Here is a 16,051-nt window from a genome sequence, read left to right on the forward strand (position 1 = left end):
TTTTTTAACAGAAATTTAATTTTAAGAGCCTGTTTAAATTTTATATCTAGATTTTTTGTATAGATATTTGGATGGATTTTGGGTTTTAAAATTGAAGTTTTGCAGGCTAAAACAAAAATTTAAAATGCAAAATACGCTAAATTGAATGCAAAAAGGCAGATAAGAAAGATTGGAAATAGTCGGAATATTATTTCGGTAAAATTTTAAACGGGCTCTAAGTTTGAATTTAATTTAAACTTAATTCAGCTGATGCGTTAAAATAAAAGCTTCTACTTTTTTGATCTGAACCAAATAACGATTGAGAGAAAGCCATGTGAAAAGGCAGATTGTTGCAAGGACCAAATAAATGAATAAAATTCCAAAAACCTGCCATTCCAAAGTGGAAACATGTAAAAAAGCATCTACAAAAACTTTGTAATCCGATACAGATTTAAACAAAAAGTAGGCCATGGAAAGGTGAATCATGACATAGTTTTGATACAAAGTGAGTGTGAATTTAGAATGTTTTTTCGGTAAATTGACTGCTTTCCAATTTCGTATAATTTTGATGATGGGTGCAAAAACCATGATCACGATCAATAATAGAATAAGATATTGAAAAATTTCTTTTGGAAATAATAACGATAAAACGAACGATGCCAATACGATGATTCCTGCATATTTCACACTTTCAAAAAATACCGATTTCAACATGGTTTTTTCAAAATTCCTGACCAAATCGCTTCGGTTTTCCAACTCCCAGCCTCCGTTCCAATACGGAGTGAGGTCGTTGCACCAGGAGTCTTTGGTTTTTTGAAAAGCATCATCAAAACATAAGTTATGACGCGCTTGCAAATCGTGTATTTGGGATATAAAATGATCGTAAACCTCTATCAACATGTCTATGGGAAGTTTTTTTACCGAGAGATAGGATAGGATTTCTTGTTGTTGGGCTTCGGTTATCATGGTTTAAAAATATTTTGAAGAGATAAAATATAAGCATTCATTTCATTTTCCAAAACGGATTGTTGTTTCAGTCCTTTGTCGGTTAATTTATAATACTTGCGGTCTCTCCCGTTGATGGTTTGCACCTCTGTCACGACCAATCCTTGGACTTCTAATTTGTGAAGTATCGGATACAAAGCGCCTTCGGTGATTTCCAAGTGGCCTTCAGTTTGTTGTTTTGCCAATTGCGTCATTTGGTAGCCGTACATTTTTCGCTCCACGCTCAGCATTTTCAAAATGATGCTTTGTAGGGTTCCTTTATAATAAGATTTGGCCGACATGAATTTTGATTTCACTTGTTAGTAACAAATGTATGCATAATTTTCTTATGTATCAAATGGATGTCAAGATTCTTTGTTTTTCATAATATTTTTTCATTTCGAAAAATATTCATACCTTTGCACACCCTTATTGGGAAAATTATGTTTAATCATTAAACGAAAAAGTGTGAATACATTAAGTTACAAAACAGTATCAGCGAACAAGGCTACCGCTAAAAAAGAATGGGTTGTGGTAGACGCTGAAGGACAGCCTTTAGGAAGACTAGCTTCTAAGGTTGCCAAGATTTTGAGAGGTAAGCACAAAACGAACTTTACTCCGCATGTTGATTGTGGTGATAATGTTATCGTTTTGAACGCAGGAAAGATTAGTCTTTCTGGGAACAAGTGGGCAGATAAGACCTATATTTGGCATACAGGATACCCTGGTGGTCAAAAGTCTATGACGGCGACTGAGTTGTTGGAAAAACATCCGATGAGAGTTTTGGAAAAATCCGTAAAAGGTATGCTTCCTAAAAACAAATTGGGTGCAGCTATCTACAAAAATCTTTACCTATACGAAGGTACAGAACATAAGCATGAAGCTCAGCAACCTAAAACTATTAATATTAACGAAATTAAATAATAGAAATGTCAACAGTTCATAAAATAGGAAGAAGAAAAACTTCTGTAGCTAGAGTTTATGTAAAACCAGGAACCGGAGTGATCAAAATCAACGGTAAAGAAGCTAAAGAATATTTTTCTACAGATGTATTGGTTTATAAAGTAAACCAACCGTTTGCACTTACTGAAACTACTGCTCAATACGATGTTACTGTAAATGTTTTCGGAGGTGGTATCACAGGTCAAGCAGAGGCTATCCGTTTGGGTATCTCTAGAGCAATGTGTGAGATCAATGCTGAATTTAGATTGGTTCTTAAGCCTGCAGGTCTTTTGACAAGAGATGCAAGAATGGTGGAAAGAAAAAAACCAGGTCAGAAAAAAGCAAGAAAGAGATTCCAATTCTCCAAGCGTTAAGATTTGCTGTTGGCAGATGGCTTATGGTCATTGGCTACAGAAAATTGTTAAAATTTATTTAAACTTAATTTTGGTGAAACTGCGCATGCACAACACCAATTGCCCGTTAGCTTAGCATCCAAACTTTACTCCCTTCTATCGTAAAGTTGATTGCCAAAAAGCGGAAAGTAAACTAACAAAAAACAAAAACATGGCAAAAGTAAATGTTAAAGACCTCCTAGAGGCAGGAGTACACTTCGGTCACATGACCAGAAAGTGGAATCCAAATATGGCTCCATACATTTTCATGGAGAAAAACGGTATTCACATCGTAGATTTACATAAAACAGCTGTAAAATTGGAAGAAGCTTGTGGAGCTTTGGAAAAAATTACTTCTGCAGGTAAGAAAGTTTTGTTCGTAGCAACTAAAAAACAAGCTAAAGAGGTTGTGGCTAAGTATGCTTCTGAACTGAATATGCCTTACATTACTGAAAGATGGCCAGGTGGTATGCTTACCAACTTCGTAACCATCCGTAAAGCAGTAAAGAAAATGAATGCGATCGACAAAATGAAAAAAGACGGTACATTCGAAACTTTATCTAAAAAAGAAAGATTGCAAGTGGACAGACAAAGAGCCAATCTAGAGAAGAACTTAGGTTCTATCGCTGACATGGTGCGTCTTCCTTCTGCTGTTTTCGTGGTAGATATCATGAAAGAACACATCGCTGTTACTGAAGCTAAAAAATTGGGTATCCCAGTTTTCGGTATCGTTGATACCAACTCTGATCCAAGAAAAGTTGACTTCGTAATTCCAGGAAACGATGATGCTTCTAAATCTATCGACATGATCTTGAGCATTGTTTCTGATTCTATCAAGGAAGGTCAATCTCAAAGAAAAGCAGATAAAGAAAAATCTAAAGAAGAAGAAGGTAACAAAGCTACAGCTGAGGCTGACAAAGACTTTGAAGCTTAATCTAAAAATAGTTTCTTTAAACACAGAATCCGTCTCTCTCGAGGCGGATTTTTTTTGTACACATCCGTTATCACGAATGGCTTTTGTCACGAGTGAAGGCAAAAAAATATCCGTCCCAATCAGGAACGGATAATTGCTATAAATAAGTTTTTATATCTAACCCAATTGAGGGATTTCAATCGATTTAATCTTGTTTTGATATTCTTTCAACTGTTGGTTGATCTTGGTGAAATTGGATTTGAAATACGAGGTCTTATCAAACAGATCTTCGTAATACGAAACGCCATTTAGCAAATTGTCTTTGAAAGCCTGCCATTTTTTTACCTGATTTTTGGTCAAATCATCCGTAAATTCAGTGATTTCCTTAGACAAATAATCCACATACAGTTTCAATTCGTTGATGAAGACATTCGGTCGTCTATCGTCTGGCAAGACATTTTTGGTGCCGTAAATATGACCTACCATATCCTTCAAAGAAACTTCTTTGTCGAAGTAAGCCAAGTTAGGTCCAGGGCAAACCACTACACCTTGTTTTTCGCCTTTAATTTTAAGGTCGTGATCCATATAAGAAGCGTTGGCCAAACCTACACAAAGACATGCTTTTTCGGTGATTTTATCTTTTTTCTTTTGATAAAGTTCTGGCGAAAGATGTTCTTTTTCTTTCTCAAGATCGTGCAGTTTCACTTTTTGAAACTTAGATGAAGCGGTACAAATTCCTTCAGGGCCAAATTCTTTACTCAGAGCCAATAATTTTTTAGGGCAAGAGCTTCCGTACTTTCCGTTGTCATTTTTCTCTTTATTCAGCAGTTCATTAGAGCTTCCTTTTACGGTGTTGAAGGGTACACCCAACGGAGAAATATTACTCAAGTAAAAATCTCCTTCTTTGGACTTTCTTAGCAGCTCTCTGGTTTCTAGATCAACAGAAGTTGCCTCGGGTACCAATAAAAATGGAGACCCCCAACCAATGCTGTCCACAGCGTAATTGTCCAATAAAAATTCATGTTCTTCGGCAGTACCTACACCGCCTTGAACGGAAATCTTAATGTTTAATTTTTCCGAAGGTACAGGCTTTCCTTTTTGTTCTAAAGCAGCCGCCATCAAAGGAAAAGCAGAATTGATAATCTCTTCTTTCTTTTGTTTGAATTCTTCCAAAATAGGCCCCATCAACAAGCCTTCGGTAGCAAATGCATGTCCACCACAGTTCAGTCCAGATTCTATTCTGTATTCAGAAACCCAAAGTCCTTTTTTAGCCAAAAAATTCCCCTGAATTATGGCCGAACGATAATCGCTAACTTTTAAGATGATTTTCTTTTTGATGTTTCCATCCGCATCGGGATAGAAATCTTCAAACTCTTCCATGTAGCTGTACAATCTCGGATTCATTCCAGCAGAAAGCACAAGAGAAGATCTTAGGTTGGAATTTCCAAAGCCTCGTAAAGCAGAATGGGCATCGTTGTGAATCACAGGAAGTTGCACTCCCTTTTCAAAATTATCCTTATCCACTTTGGTCATGATGTTCACATCAATCTCTCCAGGATGCATGTGCTTGTCCACAAAAGATTTGATGCTTTCAGCAAGATCTTCTTTGGTTTCATGTAGAAGTTGTTGCAAACCGTCTTTCAAGTCGGATGTACTCGGAAGCATGGATATGAAATCTTGCAATGCCGCTTTATTTTTAGAGATATCTTCTTTGAAGGTTTCGAATTTTGTTTTCACAATTTCGTCCATCATGTCCAGATATGCCGTAATTCTTTTGGCTCTGTAATCTTCAATCTTTCGGGTGATGTGGTGGTAGTGGAAATGGAATTTCTTACTGTACACCTCACTCATCCTATCCAATATTTCGTCATCGATAATGGAAACTACCGACGATATTCCGTATTGAGCCACACGAATAGGGCTGTCGATGGTGTACGATAACCCCATCACCGGAATATGAAAATTGTGAATTTGTTTTTTATTCATTTTTAAGGTATTCTATAATTTAAAAATCGCACAAAATTAGGGCTTTTAATCCTTTAAACCATGTTTAATTTTGAAATTTAACACCTATTTTATGATTTAATCAATATTTAAACGGTTCATATTGTTTAAATTCAAATAAACTATGCTATAAGCAGTTGAAATTAGCCATTTAATAAAACAACGGATAAATGAACCGTGAAGTGTTAAAATTTGCTCAGTATTCCCCAATGGATTTTGGTATCGCTAAATTTCATTGGATTTCCTACCGGATTTCCATTGGAAATTTGGAAACTCATCAAGCCAATTTTTATAAAGAAATTGAAGCCCAATCCCAAACTGTACACTTTGGTATTTGTGCTCAATGCATCGTTTGTGATTTGTCCATATTGTCCAAATACATCGAAAAATGCTTGTTCGCCGATTAAATAACGATATTCTGCTGTTCCAAAATAGTAAAAATTAGACAACAAAGAGCTTTCATTAAAGCCCCGGAATGAATTCCATCCGCCCAAACGAAGCAGCTCATTGGTTGAAAGCGGAAGTTTGGATTTTATCCCGGCAACCTCACCACGAAGATTTATGAAATGATTTCCTTTCAACCCAAAATTTCTCTCGGCTGAAAGAAAGTAATTGCTTTGTGTAGAACTAAGATCATCAGCCTGATAAAAAACCGATGCATAAGAAGCTTCTGCAGCGATGTGGGTTTTGTGTCTGAACAATTCGATCTCTGTGGGTTCCGTAAATTCGTACCACAAACCGATGCCGCTTTTGTTGAAATCTTTTCCTTCTAAAAAAGCAGAATTGCTCACGGTGGAGGTTTCCAGACTGCCTCTTAGTCCTAGTTTTTGTCTGTTGCTCAGGTGATAGTACACCGAGGGTCTGAACTTGAAATTGGCAAAAGTAGAGTCTTGTTTGTAAATATTGGTCTGTATGTTCAGTCCGACATTGGAGCCCAAAACGAAAGGAACATCGACTTTCAAATCAAAATTTTGACCGCTATCCGGGTTTCTTTGCCAAAAAACATTGACCGTTTCAAATCCGTTGAACAGGTTTCTGAACTGTACATCCAAAGTGCCGTTGATGGTAAACTTCTCGGATTTGTCATTGCCAAAACCAAGAACGCCATCAAAAGAATTGGATTTTTTTTTCTTTAAAAACAAATAAATGTCGGTCGTGTCTTTGGTGAACAAAGTCTGTGGAGGCTTCTCTAACTGTACAAAAGGATGGTTTTGTAATGATTTTTGTATTGAAAGCAAATTCATCGTGCCGTACACCGATCCTTTGTATTCTTTCTCCAGGTTTTTTAGAAATCTTTTCGGAACTTTTTCATAGCCTTTCACGACGAAACCGTTTATTTTTCTTTTATCTTGCTGTAAAATACTCAGTTCAACCTCTGGAGTTTTGTTTTTCAAGCCGAGATATTTGGTTTTGACACGAGAGAAAACAAATCCTTGATCGAAGATTTTATTGTGAATTTTCTGTCGAAGAGAATCCAGATTTTGCGTTTCAAATTCCGGTTTCAAGTTCAGTTCAGCGGCCAATTCGGGATTTATTTTAACAAAAACTCGATTGTAATTTTCGCCTTTATCAAACAAAATGGTAGTGGATTCTCCTTCTTTTTTAACCGAAATAACTTTGGCGAAATAGTATTTGTGCTCTGCTAAAGAATCCAAGAATTTCACTGCAGAAAGAGAGTCTTTTTTTAGGTATTGCTTTTGATTTTGGACATCAATCAAAACAAAACGGTTCTGTTGACCGAACAACAAAAACATCCAAAACAAGTTGATAAAAAGCAATAACCGTTTCAATATAAATTAATTTTTTAATCCATTTGACTGTACTTCCTCATCAGTTTTTCATAGAATTTTTGTGGTAAAATCCATTTGAGAGGCACTCCAATTTTCTGACCAAATTTACCAAAATAATAATGAGCTTTCCATGATTTTTTCATCAGCAAGGCATCAATAAAATGTGCCACTTCCAAAGGTTCATTGCCAGTATCGACATGGGCGTTCATTAAAGAATATACTTTGTTGTAAATGGTTTTATAAGGTTCCGAAACTTTTGTTTGCACTCTGTTTTCGGCAATTTTGGTTTTAATATCTCCCAAGTGTAAAGAGCAAACTTCTATATCCCAAGCTGCAACTTCGTAACGAACGGCTTCTGTTACTTTGTCCAATGCCGATTTGGAAGCCGAATAAAATCCACGAAACGGCAAGCCCATTTCTGAACCGATACTGGAAATGTTGATGATCTGACCCGATTTTTGATTTCTCATTTCTGGAAGTACTGCCGACATCATTTGTACAGCGCCCACCAAATTCAGGTTGAACAATTTCCAAATGTCTTCTTTGCGGGTGTCTTCCACAGGACCCACCATTCCCATTCCGGCATTGTTAATCAAAACATCAATACGACCTTGTGATTTTGTAATTTCATCAACGGCTTTTGTAATTTTATCGTTGTCGGTTATGTCCACGGAAATGCTGGTAAAATATGGGCTTTCGGAAATTTTCCTACTAAAGCCATAGACTTTATGTCCTTTTTTTCCAAAATATTCAGCGAGTGTAAATCCAATTCCGGAAGAGGCTCCAGTTATGATGATGGTTTTATTCTGTTTCATTAATGCATTCATTTATTTATAGAGGGTTCAATACTCTAGACAGGTCAGTCCAAAAATTAGGATACGACTTTTGTACGACCGATGGATCTTGAATTTCAATGTCACCAACCAAGGCAAAAGGTGCAAAACTCATGGCCATGCGATGATCCTGATAGGTTGCTATTGAACTGTTTTTTTCGGGTTTAAAATAAGAATTAGATGCGATGGATTGGTCATCAATGTTGGCATTGCATCCAATTTTTTTAAGCTCATTTTTCAATGCTACCAAACGATCGGTTTCTTTTATTTTTAATGTTTTAAGTCCTTTGAAATGGAATGGAATGCCAAGGGCAGTTGTTGTTACACAGAGCGTTTGAGCGATATCCGGACAGTCGTTCAGATCCAAGTCTATGCTTTTTGGAAAAGAAAAATCCGCATTTGGTTTTAAAATAATATGATGATTCTCAATGTCAAAATGAGTGTTGATTCCAAAGTGGTTTTTATAAATTTCGACCAATCTCGAATCTCCCTGCAAAGAATTTGGTTTGAAATTTCCCAATCTAATTTCTTTTCTCCCAATGGCTGCCAAAGAATAAAAATAACTTGCAGACGACCAATCGCTCTCTACCACCATTTTATATACGGTATCCGATGGGATTTTTGGGCTGATTTTTATACTATTTCCCGACCAATCTACAGAAATTCCAATGGATTTTAGCAGATCTACGGTCATTTGCAAATACGGTCTAGAAGTAAGTGCTCCCACCAATTCTAGGGTTAGCCCTTTTTGCAATTTACCGGCAACCAGCAGTAGAGAACTGATGAATTGCGACGAAATGTTTGCGTTTATTTTAACACGGTTTTTTTCTAGGTTTTTTCCAAAGATTTTCAAAGGCGGAGATCCTTTTTTGTCCGTATATTGGATGTCGGCACCCAAGGTTTTCAATGCATCAACAAGGTCTTTAATGGGTCTTTGTATTAGTCGTTCGGATCCCGTTAGTACCACTTCTGCGTTTTCTAAACTTGCAAAATAGGAGGTCAAAAAGCGCATGGCAGTACCGGCATGATGCACATCGATTACTTTGCAGTCGTTGTCCAGGGCTTTTTTTAACAGCATGGTATCTTCGGAGTCGGATAAATTATCGATGTCGATATTTCCAAAGCAGGATTGAAGAATTAACAATCGGTTGGATTCGCTCTTGGATCCATTAATTCGAATAAATTGATTGGCAAGGAGTTTTGATTTTTTAATGCGTTTGTATTCCATGGAATCCTTTTGTATTTCGAATTAACAATTTTACAAATCTACAAAAAAACAAAAAAAGCACCCTGTGTTAGAGGGTGCTTGAACTGTTTTACTAAAAGTAGAATTATTTTGTTACCGATTTTGCAGCGTCTTTCACTTCTTTAGCAGCGTCTTTTACTTCGTTAGCTGCACCTTTAGCTGCATCTTTTACATCTGCAGTTGCATCTTTAGCAGCATCTTTTACATCGGTTACTGCAGTTTTAGCAGCATCGGATACGGTACCTGCAGCCTCGTTAATAGGTGCTGCTACTGAATCTGCAGCTGCAGAAATTGTAGAATCTACTGCTGGTGTTACAACGGTAGCTGAGTCTGTAGCTGATGGAGTTTCTACAGCTTCGGATTTTTTACATGCTACTAGAGCCAATGCAGCAACGGCTGCTACGAACAATGATTTTTTCATAATAATTGAATTTGTTTTTAAATGTTGTTTTAATTTTGGGTTCATTTGAACAAGACAAATGTAGATCCACTTTCAAAATTCGTGTTGAAAATGACTTGTAATTTGATTGTAAAATACTTTACAAATATAAGTATTGTAAATCAGATAGTTAGGGTGATTGAAGACTTGGGTGACTTTTGTTTTTTCTTTTTTTACAACAAAAAAAGAAATGCTTTGTTCATTTTCAAAGCATTTCAAGGTGTATTCAAGAATAGTTATTTTAATTTACTATTGTTTTTGTGTCTATTTTGATCTCTTTCGGTTTTCAATTTCATTTTATGATCAAAAGCTTCCTGAAGATTGGTGCCGGTCTGATTGGCCAAACAAAGGGTGACAAATAAAACATCGGCAAGCTCTTCGCCCAAATCTTTTGCTTTATCGCTTTCCTTTTCGCTTTGCTCGCCGTATCTTCTGGCAATAATTCTAGCAACTTCACCAACTTCTTCGGTGAGCATCGCCATGTTGGTCAATTCGTTAAAGTATCGGACACCAACAGTTTTTATCCATTCATCAACTTGATTTTGCAAATGTGTAATTTCCATATTTTATAAAGATCATTATTGGTATGCTCCCAAAGTAGGATTGGATAAACGAGAATTTCCTACTAAATCCAAAGGTACGGAAGCAGCAACCGTTAGATTTCCTTTGTTTCGAGCGGGTGAAGTGGGTTTTACCCTAAAATTCATTTTCTCGATGTATGAATTTATAAATTCTGGATCTTGATTTTTTAATGAACCGACGATGAAAGGATTGGCATCGAAACCAAAACCTGCAGTATCGCTGTATTTCAAAAGAGAATTGGTGATGGAATAATTGAAAGTCTGTCCAGAAATAGCGTTGAATTGCACGGCATTATTTTGTATTCCGTACAGAATTGAGTTTTTTATATCCAAATTTAATGCTCCGTATTCAATTTGGCCGGAAGGATTTTTCCATTCGTTACTGGCATAAAGAGAATAGGCATTTGTGGACGAGTTGAGTTCCCAATAATTGACAAGAGTACTGTGGGTAATGTCCAAGAAACCACCTTTGAACATTCCGATAGCGGCGTCTCCAAAATTGTTCATGACCAAATTTTTAGCAGCGATAACCGAGCTAACAGCGTGTATCCCGTATTCTTGAAAAGTATGGATGATGGTGTTACTGATGTTGGCCGTTGTTTGTTTCATGTCCAAACCTCTTGTGCCGCCAAAAATTCGAGCATAGTTCATGTTTAGGCTGGAGTTGGCATCAAAAGAAATGGAGTTCCAATTTTTAGGTATGGTATCGTACTTCGTATCGTTTCTGTCGCCTCGGAAAACGACTTCATGGCCTAAAGTTCCGTTCACATTTAGCTGAGCCGAATTGGAGATTTTCAACCCGGAATTTTTATGAAAATACACTTTGGTGCCGGCTTGGATGTCCAATTTTACACCGGGTTCAACTTGGAGGTTTCCGTAGATTATTTTGGCTTTATCATTGGTCCAAACGGTATTGCTGGTGATTTTTACCGGATTGGCAGTGGTTTGTACAAAAAACTCGGCATCCTGAACTACAGAAAACAGAGTGACATGCTGCGTTGCTGCTCCAGAAGTAAAAATGATTTGATCTTCTGCAATGGCTTCTGGTCCGTTGGCTTTCGGTGCTATTTCTACAAAGATGTAAAGCGAATCCTTCTTTCTAAGTGGGATGTTTTGAAACTCAAATCCCGATTTTCCATCCACATTTATTCGGTACAAAGATCCTGCGCCTCTTCCCAATTCAATCTTAGGAATGACGATGTCCTTGTCCTCGTCGTTGTACACTTTTACCGCATAGGTTTCTGAGCGCACCTGGTTGTACACCGTGTCACAAAATACGGTATCTCTGGAAAAACGGAGTTCTTGGTTGGGAGTGTCGAATTCGATTTCGTCCCGATTGCAAGAAAACAAAATCAAGCCTGTCCAAAATAATAGTGCAGCAATAAGTTTCGAGTTCATATCATTTAAGTATTAGCGTGTGATGAATACGGATTTTATGAATTGGAAAACCATAGACATACAAAGTCCAAAGATAAACTTTTCTGAAAATAAAGATTAAAGGTTGGGGATAAATTTACAGATGCAAAAAATATAATGTGAAAATTTGTGAAAAAGTTTTGCATAAATAAAAAATATGGTTACTTTTGCAACCTGAAATTAAGCAGAGAAATATCCATTACTATTTCAAAGCCATTTATTTTAATCTTTTAAATTAATTAGTTATGAAAAACGGAATCCATCCAGAAAATTATAGACTTGTAGTTTTCAAAGACATGAGTAACGACGAGATGTTTCTTTGCAAATCTACTGCAGAAACAAAAGACACCATCGAGTTCGAAGGAGCAACATATCCATTGATCAAAATGGAAATCTCATCTACCTCTCACCCTTTTTACACGGGTAAAGTGAAATTGGTTGATACAGCAGGTAGAGTTGACAAATTCATGAACAAGTACAAAAAATTCGCTAAGTAATTTAGAGAAATTTTTAGAAAATATTAAAATCTTTCGACCTTGTCGAGAGATTTTTTTTTTGTTATTTTTGCCTCAAAACACATAATCAACAGCTGTGTTTCGTCAACCAACAACCCATAACCATCAACCAACTACAAAACATGCAAATCGTATTTTCTGACGCACAATATTGGAACAATTTCTTACCATTAACTTATACCCGACCGGTTGCCGAGTTGCGATGTGGTATTTTAACATTTTCTGAAAGATGGAAAACCCTTCTAGAAATCGAAAATTGTTCTTACATCACAGAAGATTATTTGCAAAATAAATATCCTGCTCCCAAAAAAGAAGAAGCTTTGTTTATTGTGCCTAATTTCTTGCCTACCGAAGGGGTTTTAGAGCAAATAAAAGATCTTAAGTTTGGCGAAGCTTTGGTGTATAAAGACGAGCTTTTGGCAGCCAGAATCAACATGGATAATTTTTCGTTGAATCAAATTGAGAAAATGACCGACATCCATGAAGACTTGTTTTTTTTCGAAAAACATACGGATCTTTTTTCAAAAAACAATGCAGCCATTGAGTTTGATTTTGATCTGATCACCAAAAACAGAACCTCGCAACCATTGTCCGAGACCAATGGATTTTTGGGAGAAAAGTCCAATCTTTTTATCGAAGAGGGTGCCGTGGTGGAGTACAGTACACTAAACTGCAAAACCGGAAAAATATACATCGGAAAAAATGCTGAAATCATGGAAGGATGCCATGTTCGTGGCAGTCTGGCTCTATGCGAGGGTTCCATCATCAATATGGGGGCGAAAATCTATGGGGCAACAACGATTGGTCCAAAGTCTAAAGTGGGTGGTGAGGTCAACAATATTGTCATCCTTGGATATTCCAACAAAGGGCACGATGGTTTCTTGGGCAACTCCATCTTAGGTGAGTGGTGCAATTTGGGTGCGGATACCAATTCGTCTAACCTGAAGAACAATTATTCGGAAGTGAAACTTTGGAGTTACCAAAGTGAGAAATTTGAAAAAACCGGGCTTCAGTTTTGTGGAGTTATTATGGGAGATCATAGTAAAACTGCCATCAATATTCAGCTGAATACGGGTACTGTTGTTGGTGTAGCGGCCAATATTTTCAAATCCGGATTTCCACCAAATGTGGTTGAGCATTTCTCTTGGGGAGGCATGAAGGGAGACGAAAAATTCACCATCAATAAAGCTTTCGAGGTTGCAGAGATTGCCATGTCTAGACGAAAGGTCACTTTGGAAGAAAATGACAAAAAAATCTTGACCTATATTTTCAATAATTTCGTGTCGTAGAAAATCTTTAAGATTTTTTATCAAACTTTAATATAAATTTAACGCCATTAGGACTTTGCACGGTGTTTAATCCCAAGAAAATGTCTGTATTTTTGTCACCTTATGAAGAAAATACTCGTTTTTTGGCTGACCTTAATGGTGTTGGGCATAAAAGCTCAAATCGTACAAGGAGAACTGTATCTGAAAGACCATTCCGTGTTGTACCTTAATCAAGTGTATGTTACCAACATCAACACCATGAAAACGGTGCTTTCCGATTATAATGGTAGGTTTAGTATCGAAGGAAAACTAGGGGAGACGCTTCGTTTTACTTCCATGGTTACCGAAAGAAAAGATCTGAAAATTAGTCAAGAAATCCTGAATAATTCTAAAAATTTTATTGAACTCAAAGTCGATTATTACGATATAGAAGAAGTAAAACTCAGAAGCTTTAGGCCCAGTGGTAATCTTAGAAAAGATGTGCTCAGTCTAAAAAAGAAGGATCACAATGAAGAGATTCAACGGACGATTGGCTTGCCGAGACCTAAAGGCAATGGACTCTCGCCTCAGCTTCCTGTAGCTTCATTTGCCAATGGAGGTCTAAGCTTTAGTTTGGAGAGTATTTACGATATTATTTCTGGTGAAAGAAAAAAGAAAGAGCGCTACCAAGAATATGTAAAGATGAATGCTGCCATCCAAAATATTCAGAGTTATTTAGGCGAAGATTATTTCATCAAACTAAAAATTCCAAAAGAGTTCATCAACAATTTTTTACAATTTGTTTACAGTTCGGAAAATCTACAGCCTTTTGTACAAAAAGGAAATTATGAAGGGGTAAAATTCTATATAGAAAAGTACCATCCCATCTATCAAAAGCGATTAAAATCTTCAAATTTGATGAAATTGGTGGAATAATTCTTGAAAGAAAAGTATCTTTGTGACTTTATTTGAGAAATCAAATTTTTAATCGTTAACCTTAGAATTTCAATGAAGAAAATAGTGCTTCTTATTGCTTTGGGAATGGGATTGTCCCTATCTGCGCAGCAAAAAATGAAAGATTACAGTCGAATATTATACAGCAAAAGCATCTATGAAATTGATGCGTTCCTTAGGGATGCGCATCCGGACGATCCTAAACGATCAGTCATGAAACCACGATTGATCAACCTTATCAACGATTATCTGAAAAAAGCAAGTCCAGAGGATCAAAGGGTTCCTGATTTGCAGGAGAAATTAGCGATGTTGAAAAGACGACCATCAACAAAAATCTCATTTGAAGAGATGAATGCCAACATCAAAAAGAAACAGATTGAATATTATCAGAAAAAATTGGCTGAGATTGAAAGTGGGAAATACAACCAGTCCATAAAAGGTGAAACATTGGCGAAAATAGAAAAAGCCGATAAAGATCTAAAATCTATAGAAAATTCTGAAGCCTACAAAGCAACCCTCGCCGCTGCTAAAGAAGATTTTAATAGGAAAAGTTCTTCAGCGTATGTCCCTTCTGTTCAACCTAATGTGGCTTCCAAAAGTTCAGTAAACACATCAACATCAACAGCCATGATGAGCAGTTCCGAAGCCGAAGAATTTAAAATGTTGATGAACGAGTCTCCAGAAGAGCACAAAAGAAAAACCGTAGGCTTGTTGAATAAATTATTCGACAACGATCCCAGTAGCAAAGAAGTTATTGTAATGATCGAAAACAAGTCCGACTGCGATATGATCATGAGAATAGAAGGTGTAGGGTACACCAAATACAGGCTTCCCATTGCTGCACATAGCGAAAACTCCATCGTGATCCCGAAAGGGAGCTACTTGTTCTCCAGTTTGTTGTGCGGTGCCCAGTATTCTTCACAAAAAACCATTCAAAAAAATATTATAGTCAGCTTGAGCAATCCCAAATAAACGGACAATGCGAATGATAAACGCCATCCAAGAAGAATTCTTCTTGGATTTTTTATTTATTTTATGCCGAGTAGGGTCAAATGAAATTCAACCCGTATAAAATTCTTACTTTTGCAGCGTTTTTAAAATAAGTTATGGGAAAAAATAAAATAGCACGATTCGAGGAAAATAAAACTTTACCCAATGTATTTCAGCCAACAAGAGACGAAGCACTTGGCGACTATGAACTGAAAGGAAAATGGAGAGAGAAGGTTTTTAAAAACGATAATCCCATAGTCTTAGAGCTTGGTTGTGGAAAAGGCGAATACACCGTTGGGTTGGCAAAGGCTTTTCCTGAAAAAAATTTTATAGGAATAGACATCAAAGGAGCACGATTTTGGTTCGGAGCCAAAGAAGCGCATACCCGTAACATGGGCAATGCGTGTTTCCTGAGAACACAAATAGAATTGGTCGATTGTTTCTTTGCGGAAAATGAAGTGGACGAAATCTGGATTACCTTCCCGGATCCACAAATAAAATACAAAAGAACCAAGCACCGACTGACCCATCCGGATTTCCTAAACCGTTATAAAAAATTTCTAAAACCTGGCGGAACCATACATTTAAAAACGGATTCCGAATTTTTGCACGGCTACACACTTGGCCTGTTACAAGGTTTGGGCTATGAAATTATCACTGCACATCACGACATCTATGGAGCTCCGGAATATGAGCCGGGAACCCCGTTGTTGCGAGACATACAGACCTATTACGAAGGACTTTTCTCGGCAAAAGGAAAAACCATTACCTACATCAAATTCAAAATTTAGATTTCTCGGGTTCGGGTAAGATTTACACAAAAGGC

General features: G+C 36.9%; 17 protein-coding genes. 8 read left to right on the forward strand and 9 right to left on the reverse strand.

All coding sequences use genetic code 11. The features are described 5' to 3' along the window. Window positions 1-237: 237 nt before the first annotated feature. Window positions 238-945, reverse strand: a complete 708-nt coding sequence (locus tag EIY84_RS00415; protein ID WP_124639365.1) for a hypothetical protein — start codon at window positions 943-945, stop codon at window positions 238-240. Further along, complete coding sequence (locus EIY84_RS00420) at window positions 942-1,265, reverse strand: PadR family transcriptional regulator (RefSeq protein ID WP_124639367.1); 324 nt, start codon at window positions 1,263-1,265, stop codon at window positions 942-944. Before EIY84_RS00420 ends, EIY84_RS00415 begins: the two co-directional genes overlap by 4 nt. Before the next feature lie 166 nt (window positions 1,266-1,431). Between EIY84_RS00420 and rplM the strand changes: the two genes are divergently transcribed. The 3 genes from rplM (at window position 1,432) to rpsB (ending at window position 3,231) form a co-directional block, all read left to right on the forward strand. Continuing rightward, window positions 1,432-1,887: a 50S ribosomal protein L13 gene (rplM, locus tag EIY84_RS00425; RefSeq protein WP_124639369.1), complete on the forward strand. Its 456-nt coding sequence runs from the start codon at window positions 1,432-1,434 to the stop codon at window positions 1,885-1,887. Window positions 1,888-1,892: 5 nt separating this feature from the next. Further along, window positions 1,893-2,279 carry a 30S ribosomal protein S9 gene (gene rpsI, locus EIY84_RS00430; protein ID WP_124639371.1) on the forward strand — a complete coding sequence of 129 codons (387 nt, stop codon included), beginning with the start codon at window positions 1,893-1,895 and terminating at the stop codon, window positions 2,277-2,279. A 190-nt stretch (window positions 2,280-2,469) separates the two neighbouring features. Continuing rightward, window positions 2,470-3,231 (forward strand): 30S ribosomal protein S2, encoded by a 762-nt coding sequence (rpsB, locus tag EIY84_RS00435; protein ID WP_124639373.1) that lies wholly within the window; start codon window positions 2,470-2,472, stop codon window positions 3,229-3,231. Window positions 3,232-3,387: 156 nt separating this feature from the next. On the opposite strand, the gene EIY84_RS00440 is transcribed toward rpsB, so the two are convergent. The 7 genes from EIY84_RS00440 to EIY84_RS00470 all read right to left on the reverse strand — a co-directional run bounded on the left by EIY84_RS00440 (window position 3,388) and on the right by EIY84_RS00470 (window position 11,501). Beyond that, the gene (locus EIY84_RS00440) at window positions 3,388-5,196 is read right to left on the reverse strand and encodes a hypothetical protein (protein ID WP_124639375.1); all 1,809 of its coding nucleotides are present in this window, start codon (window positions 5,194-5,196) and stop codon (window positions 3,388-3,390) included. Between the two features lie 203 nt (window positions 5,197-5,399). Then, a complete protein-coding gene (locus EIY84_RS00445) occupies window positions 5,400-7,004 on the reverse strand; it encodes a hypothetical protein (RefSeq protein ID WP_241154707.1) in 1,605 nt (534 codons plus the stop codon). A gap of 14 nt (window positions 7,005-7,018) precedes the next feature. After that, on the reverse strand, window positions 7,019-7,819 hold the full coding sequence (locus tag EIY84_RS00450) for an SDR family oxidoreductase (RefSeq protein WP_124639377.1): 801 nt from the start codon (window positions 7,817-7,819) through the stop codon (window positions 7,019-7,021). Window positions 7,820-7,835: 16 nt separating this feature from the next. Next, window positions 7,836-9,065 (reverse strand): 3-phosphoshikimate 1-carboxyvinyltransferase, encoded by a 1,230-nt coding sequence (locus tag EIY84_RS00455; protein WP_124639379.1) that lies wholly within the window; start codon window positions 9,063-9,065, stop codon window positions 7,836-7,838. Between the two features lie 103 nt (window positions 9,066-9,168). Further along, on the reverse strand, window positions 9,169-9,504 hold the full coding sequence (locus EIY84_RS00460; protein ID WP_124639381.1) for a hypothetical protein: 336 nt from the start codon (window positions 9,502-9,504) through the stop codon (window positions 9,169-9,171). Window positions 9,505-9,758: 254 nt separating this feature from the next. Next, window positions 9,759-10,085, reverse strand: coding sequence for a nucleotide pyrophosphohydrolase (locus EIY84_RS00465; RefSeq protein WP_124639383.1), 327 nt, complete (start codon window positions 10,083-10,085; stop codon window positions 9,759-9,761). A 15-nt stretch (window positions 10,086-10,100) separates the two neighbouring features. Next, a complete protein-coding gene (locus EIY84_RS00470) occupies window positions 10,101-11,501 on the reverse strand; it encodes a hypothetical protein (RefSeq protein WP_124639385.1) in 1,401 nt (466 codons plus the stop codon). 263 nt (window positions 11,502-11,764) lie between these two features. Between EIY84_RS00470 and EIY84_RS00475 the strand changes: the two genes are divergently transcribed. The 5 genes from EIY84_RS00475 (at window position 11,765) to trmB (ending at window position 16,016) form a co-directional block, all read left to right on the forward strand. Then, a complete protein-coding gene (locus EIY84_RS00475) occupies window positions 11,765-12,016 on the forward strand; it encodes a type B 50S ribosomal protein L31 (protein ID WP_048499968.1) in 252 nt (83 codons plus the stop codon). 140 nt (window positions 12,017-12,156) lie between these two features. Continuing rightward, complete coding sequence (locus tag EIY84_RS00480; RefSeq protein ID WP_124639387.1) at window positions 12,157-13,323, forward strand: GlmU family protein; 1,167 nt, start codon at window positions 12,157-12,159, stop codon at window positions 13,321-13,323. Window positions 13,324-13,425: 102 nt separating this feature from the next. Next, entirely contained in the window at window positions 13,426-14,217 is a 792-nt protein-coding gene (locus EIY84_RS00485; RefSeq protein WP_124639389.1) for a hypothetical protein, read from the forward strand. Window positions 14,218-14,289: 72 nt separating this feature from the next. Further along, window positions 14,290-15,207 carry a DUF6759 domain-containing protein gene (locus EIY84_RS00490; RefSeq protein WP_124639391.1) on the forward strand — a complete coding sequence of 306 codons (918 nt, stop codon included), beginning with the start codon at window positions 14,290-14,292 and terminating at the stop codon, window positions 15,205-15,207. A 134-nt stretch (window positions 15,208-15,341) separates the two neighbouring features. Beyond that, complete coding sequence (gene trmB / locus EIY84_RS00495; RefSeq protein ID WP_124639393.1) at window positions 15,342-16,016, forward strand: tRNA (guanosine(46)-N7)-methyltransferase TrmB; 675 nt, start codon at window positions 15,342-15,344, stop codon at window positions 16,014-16,016. The last annotated feature ends 35 nt before the right edge of the window (window positions 16,017-16,051 follow it).

It is taken from the genome of Amniculibacterium aquaticum, assembly GCF_003852705.1.
Lineage (GTDB): Bacteria > Bacteroidota > Bacteroidia > Flavobacteriales > Weeksellaceae > Amniculibacterium > Amniculibacterium aquaticum.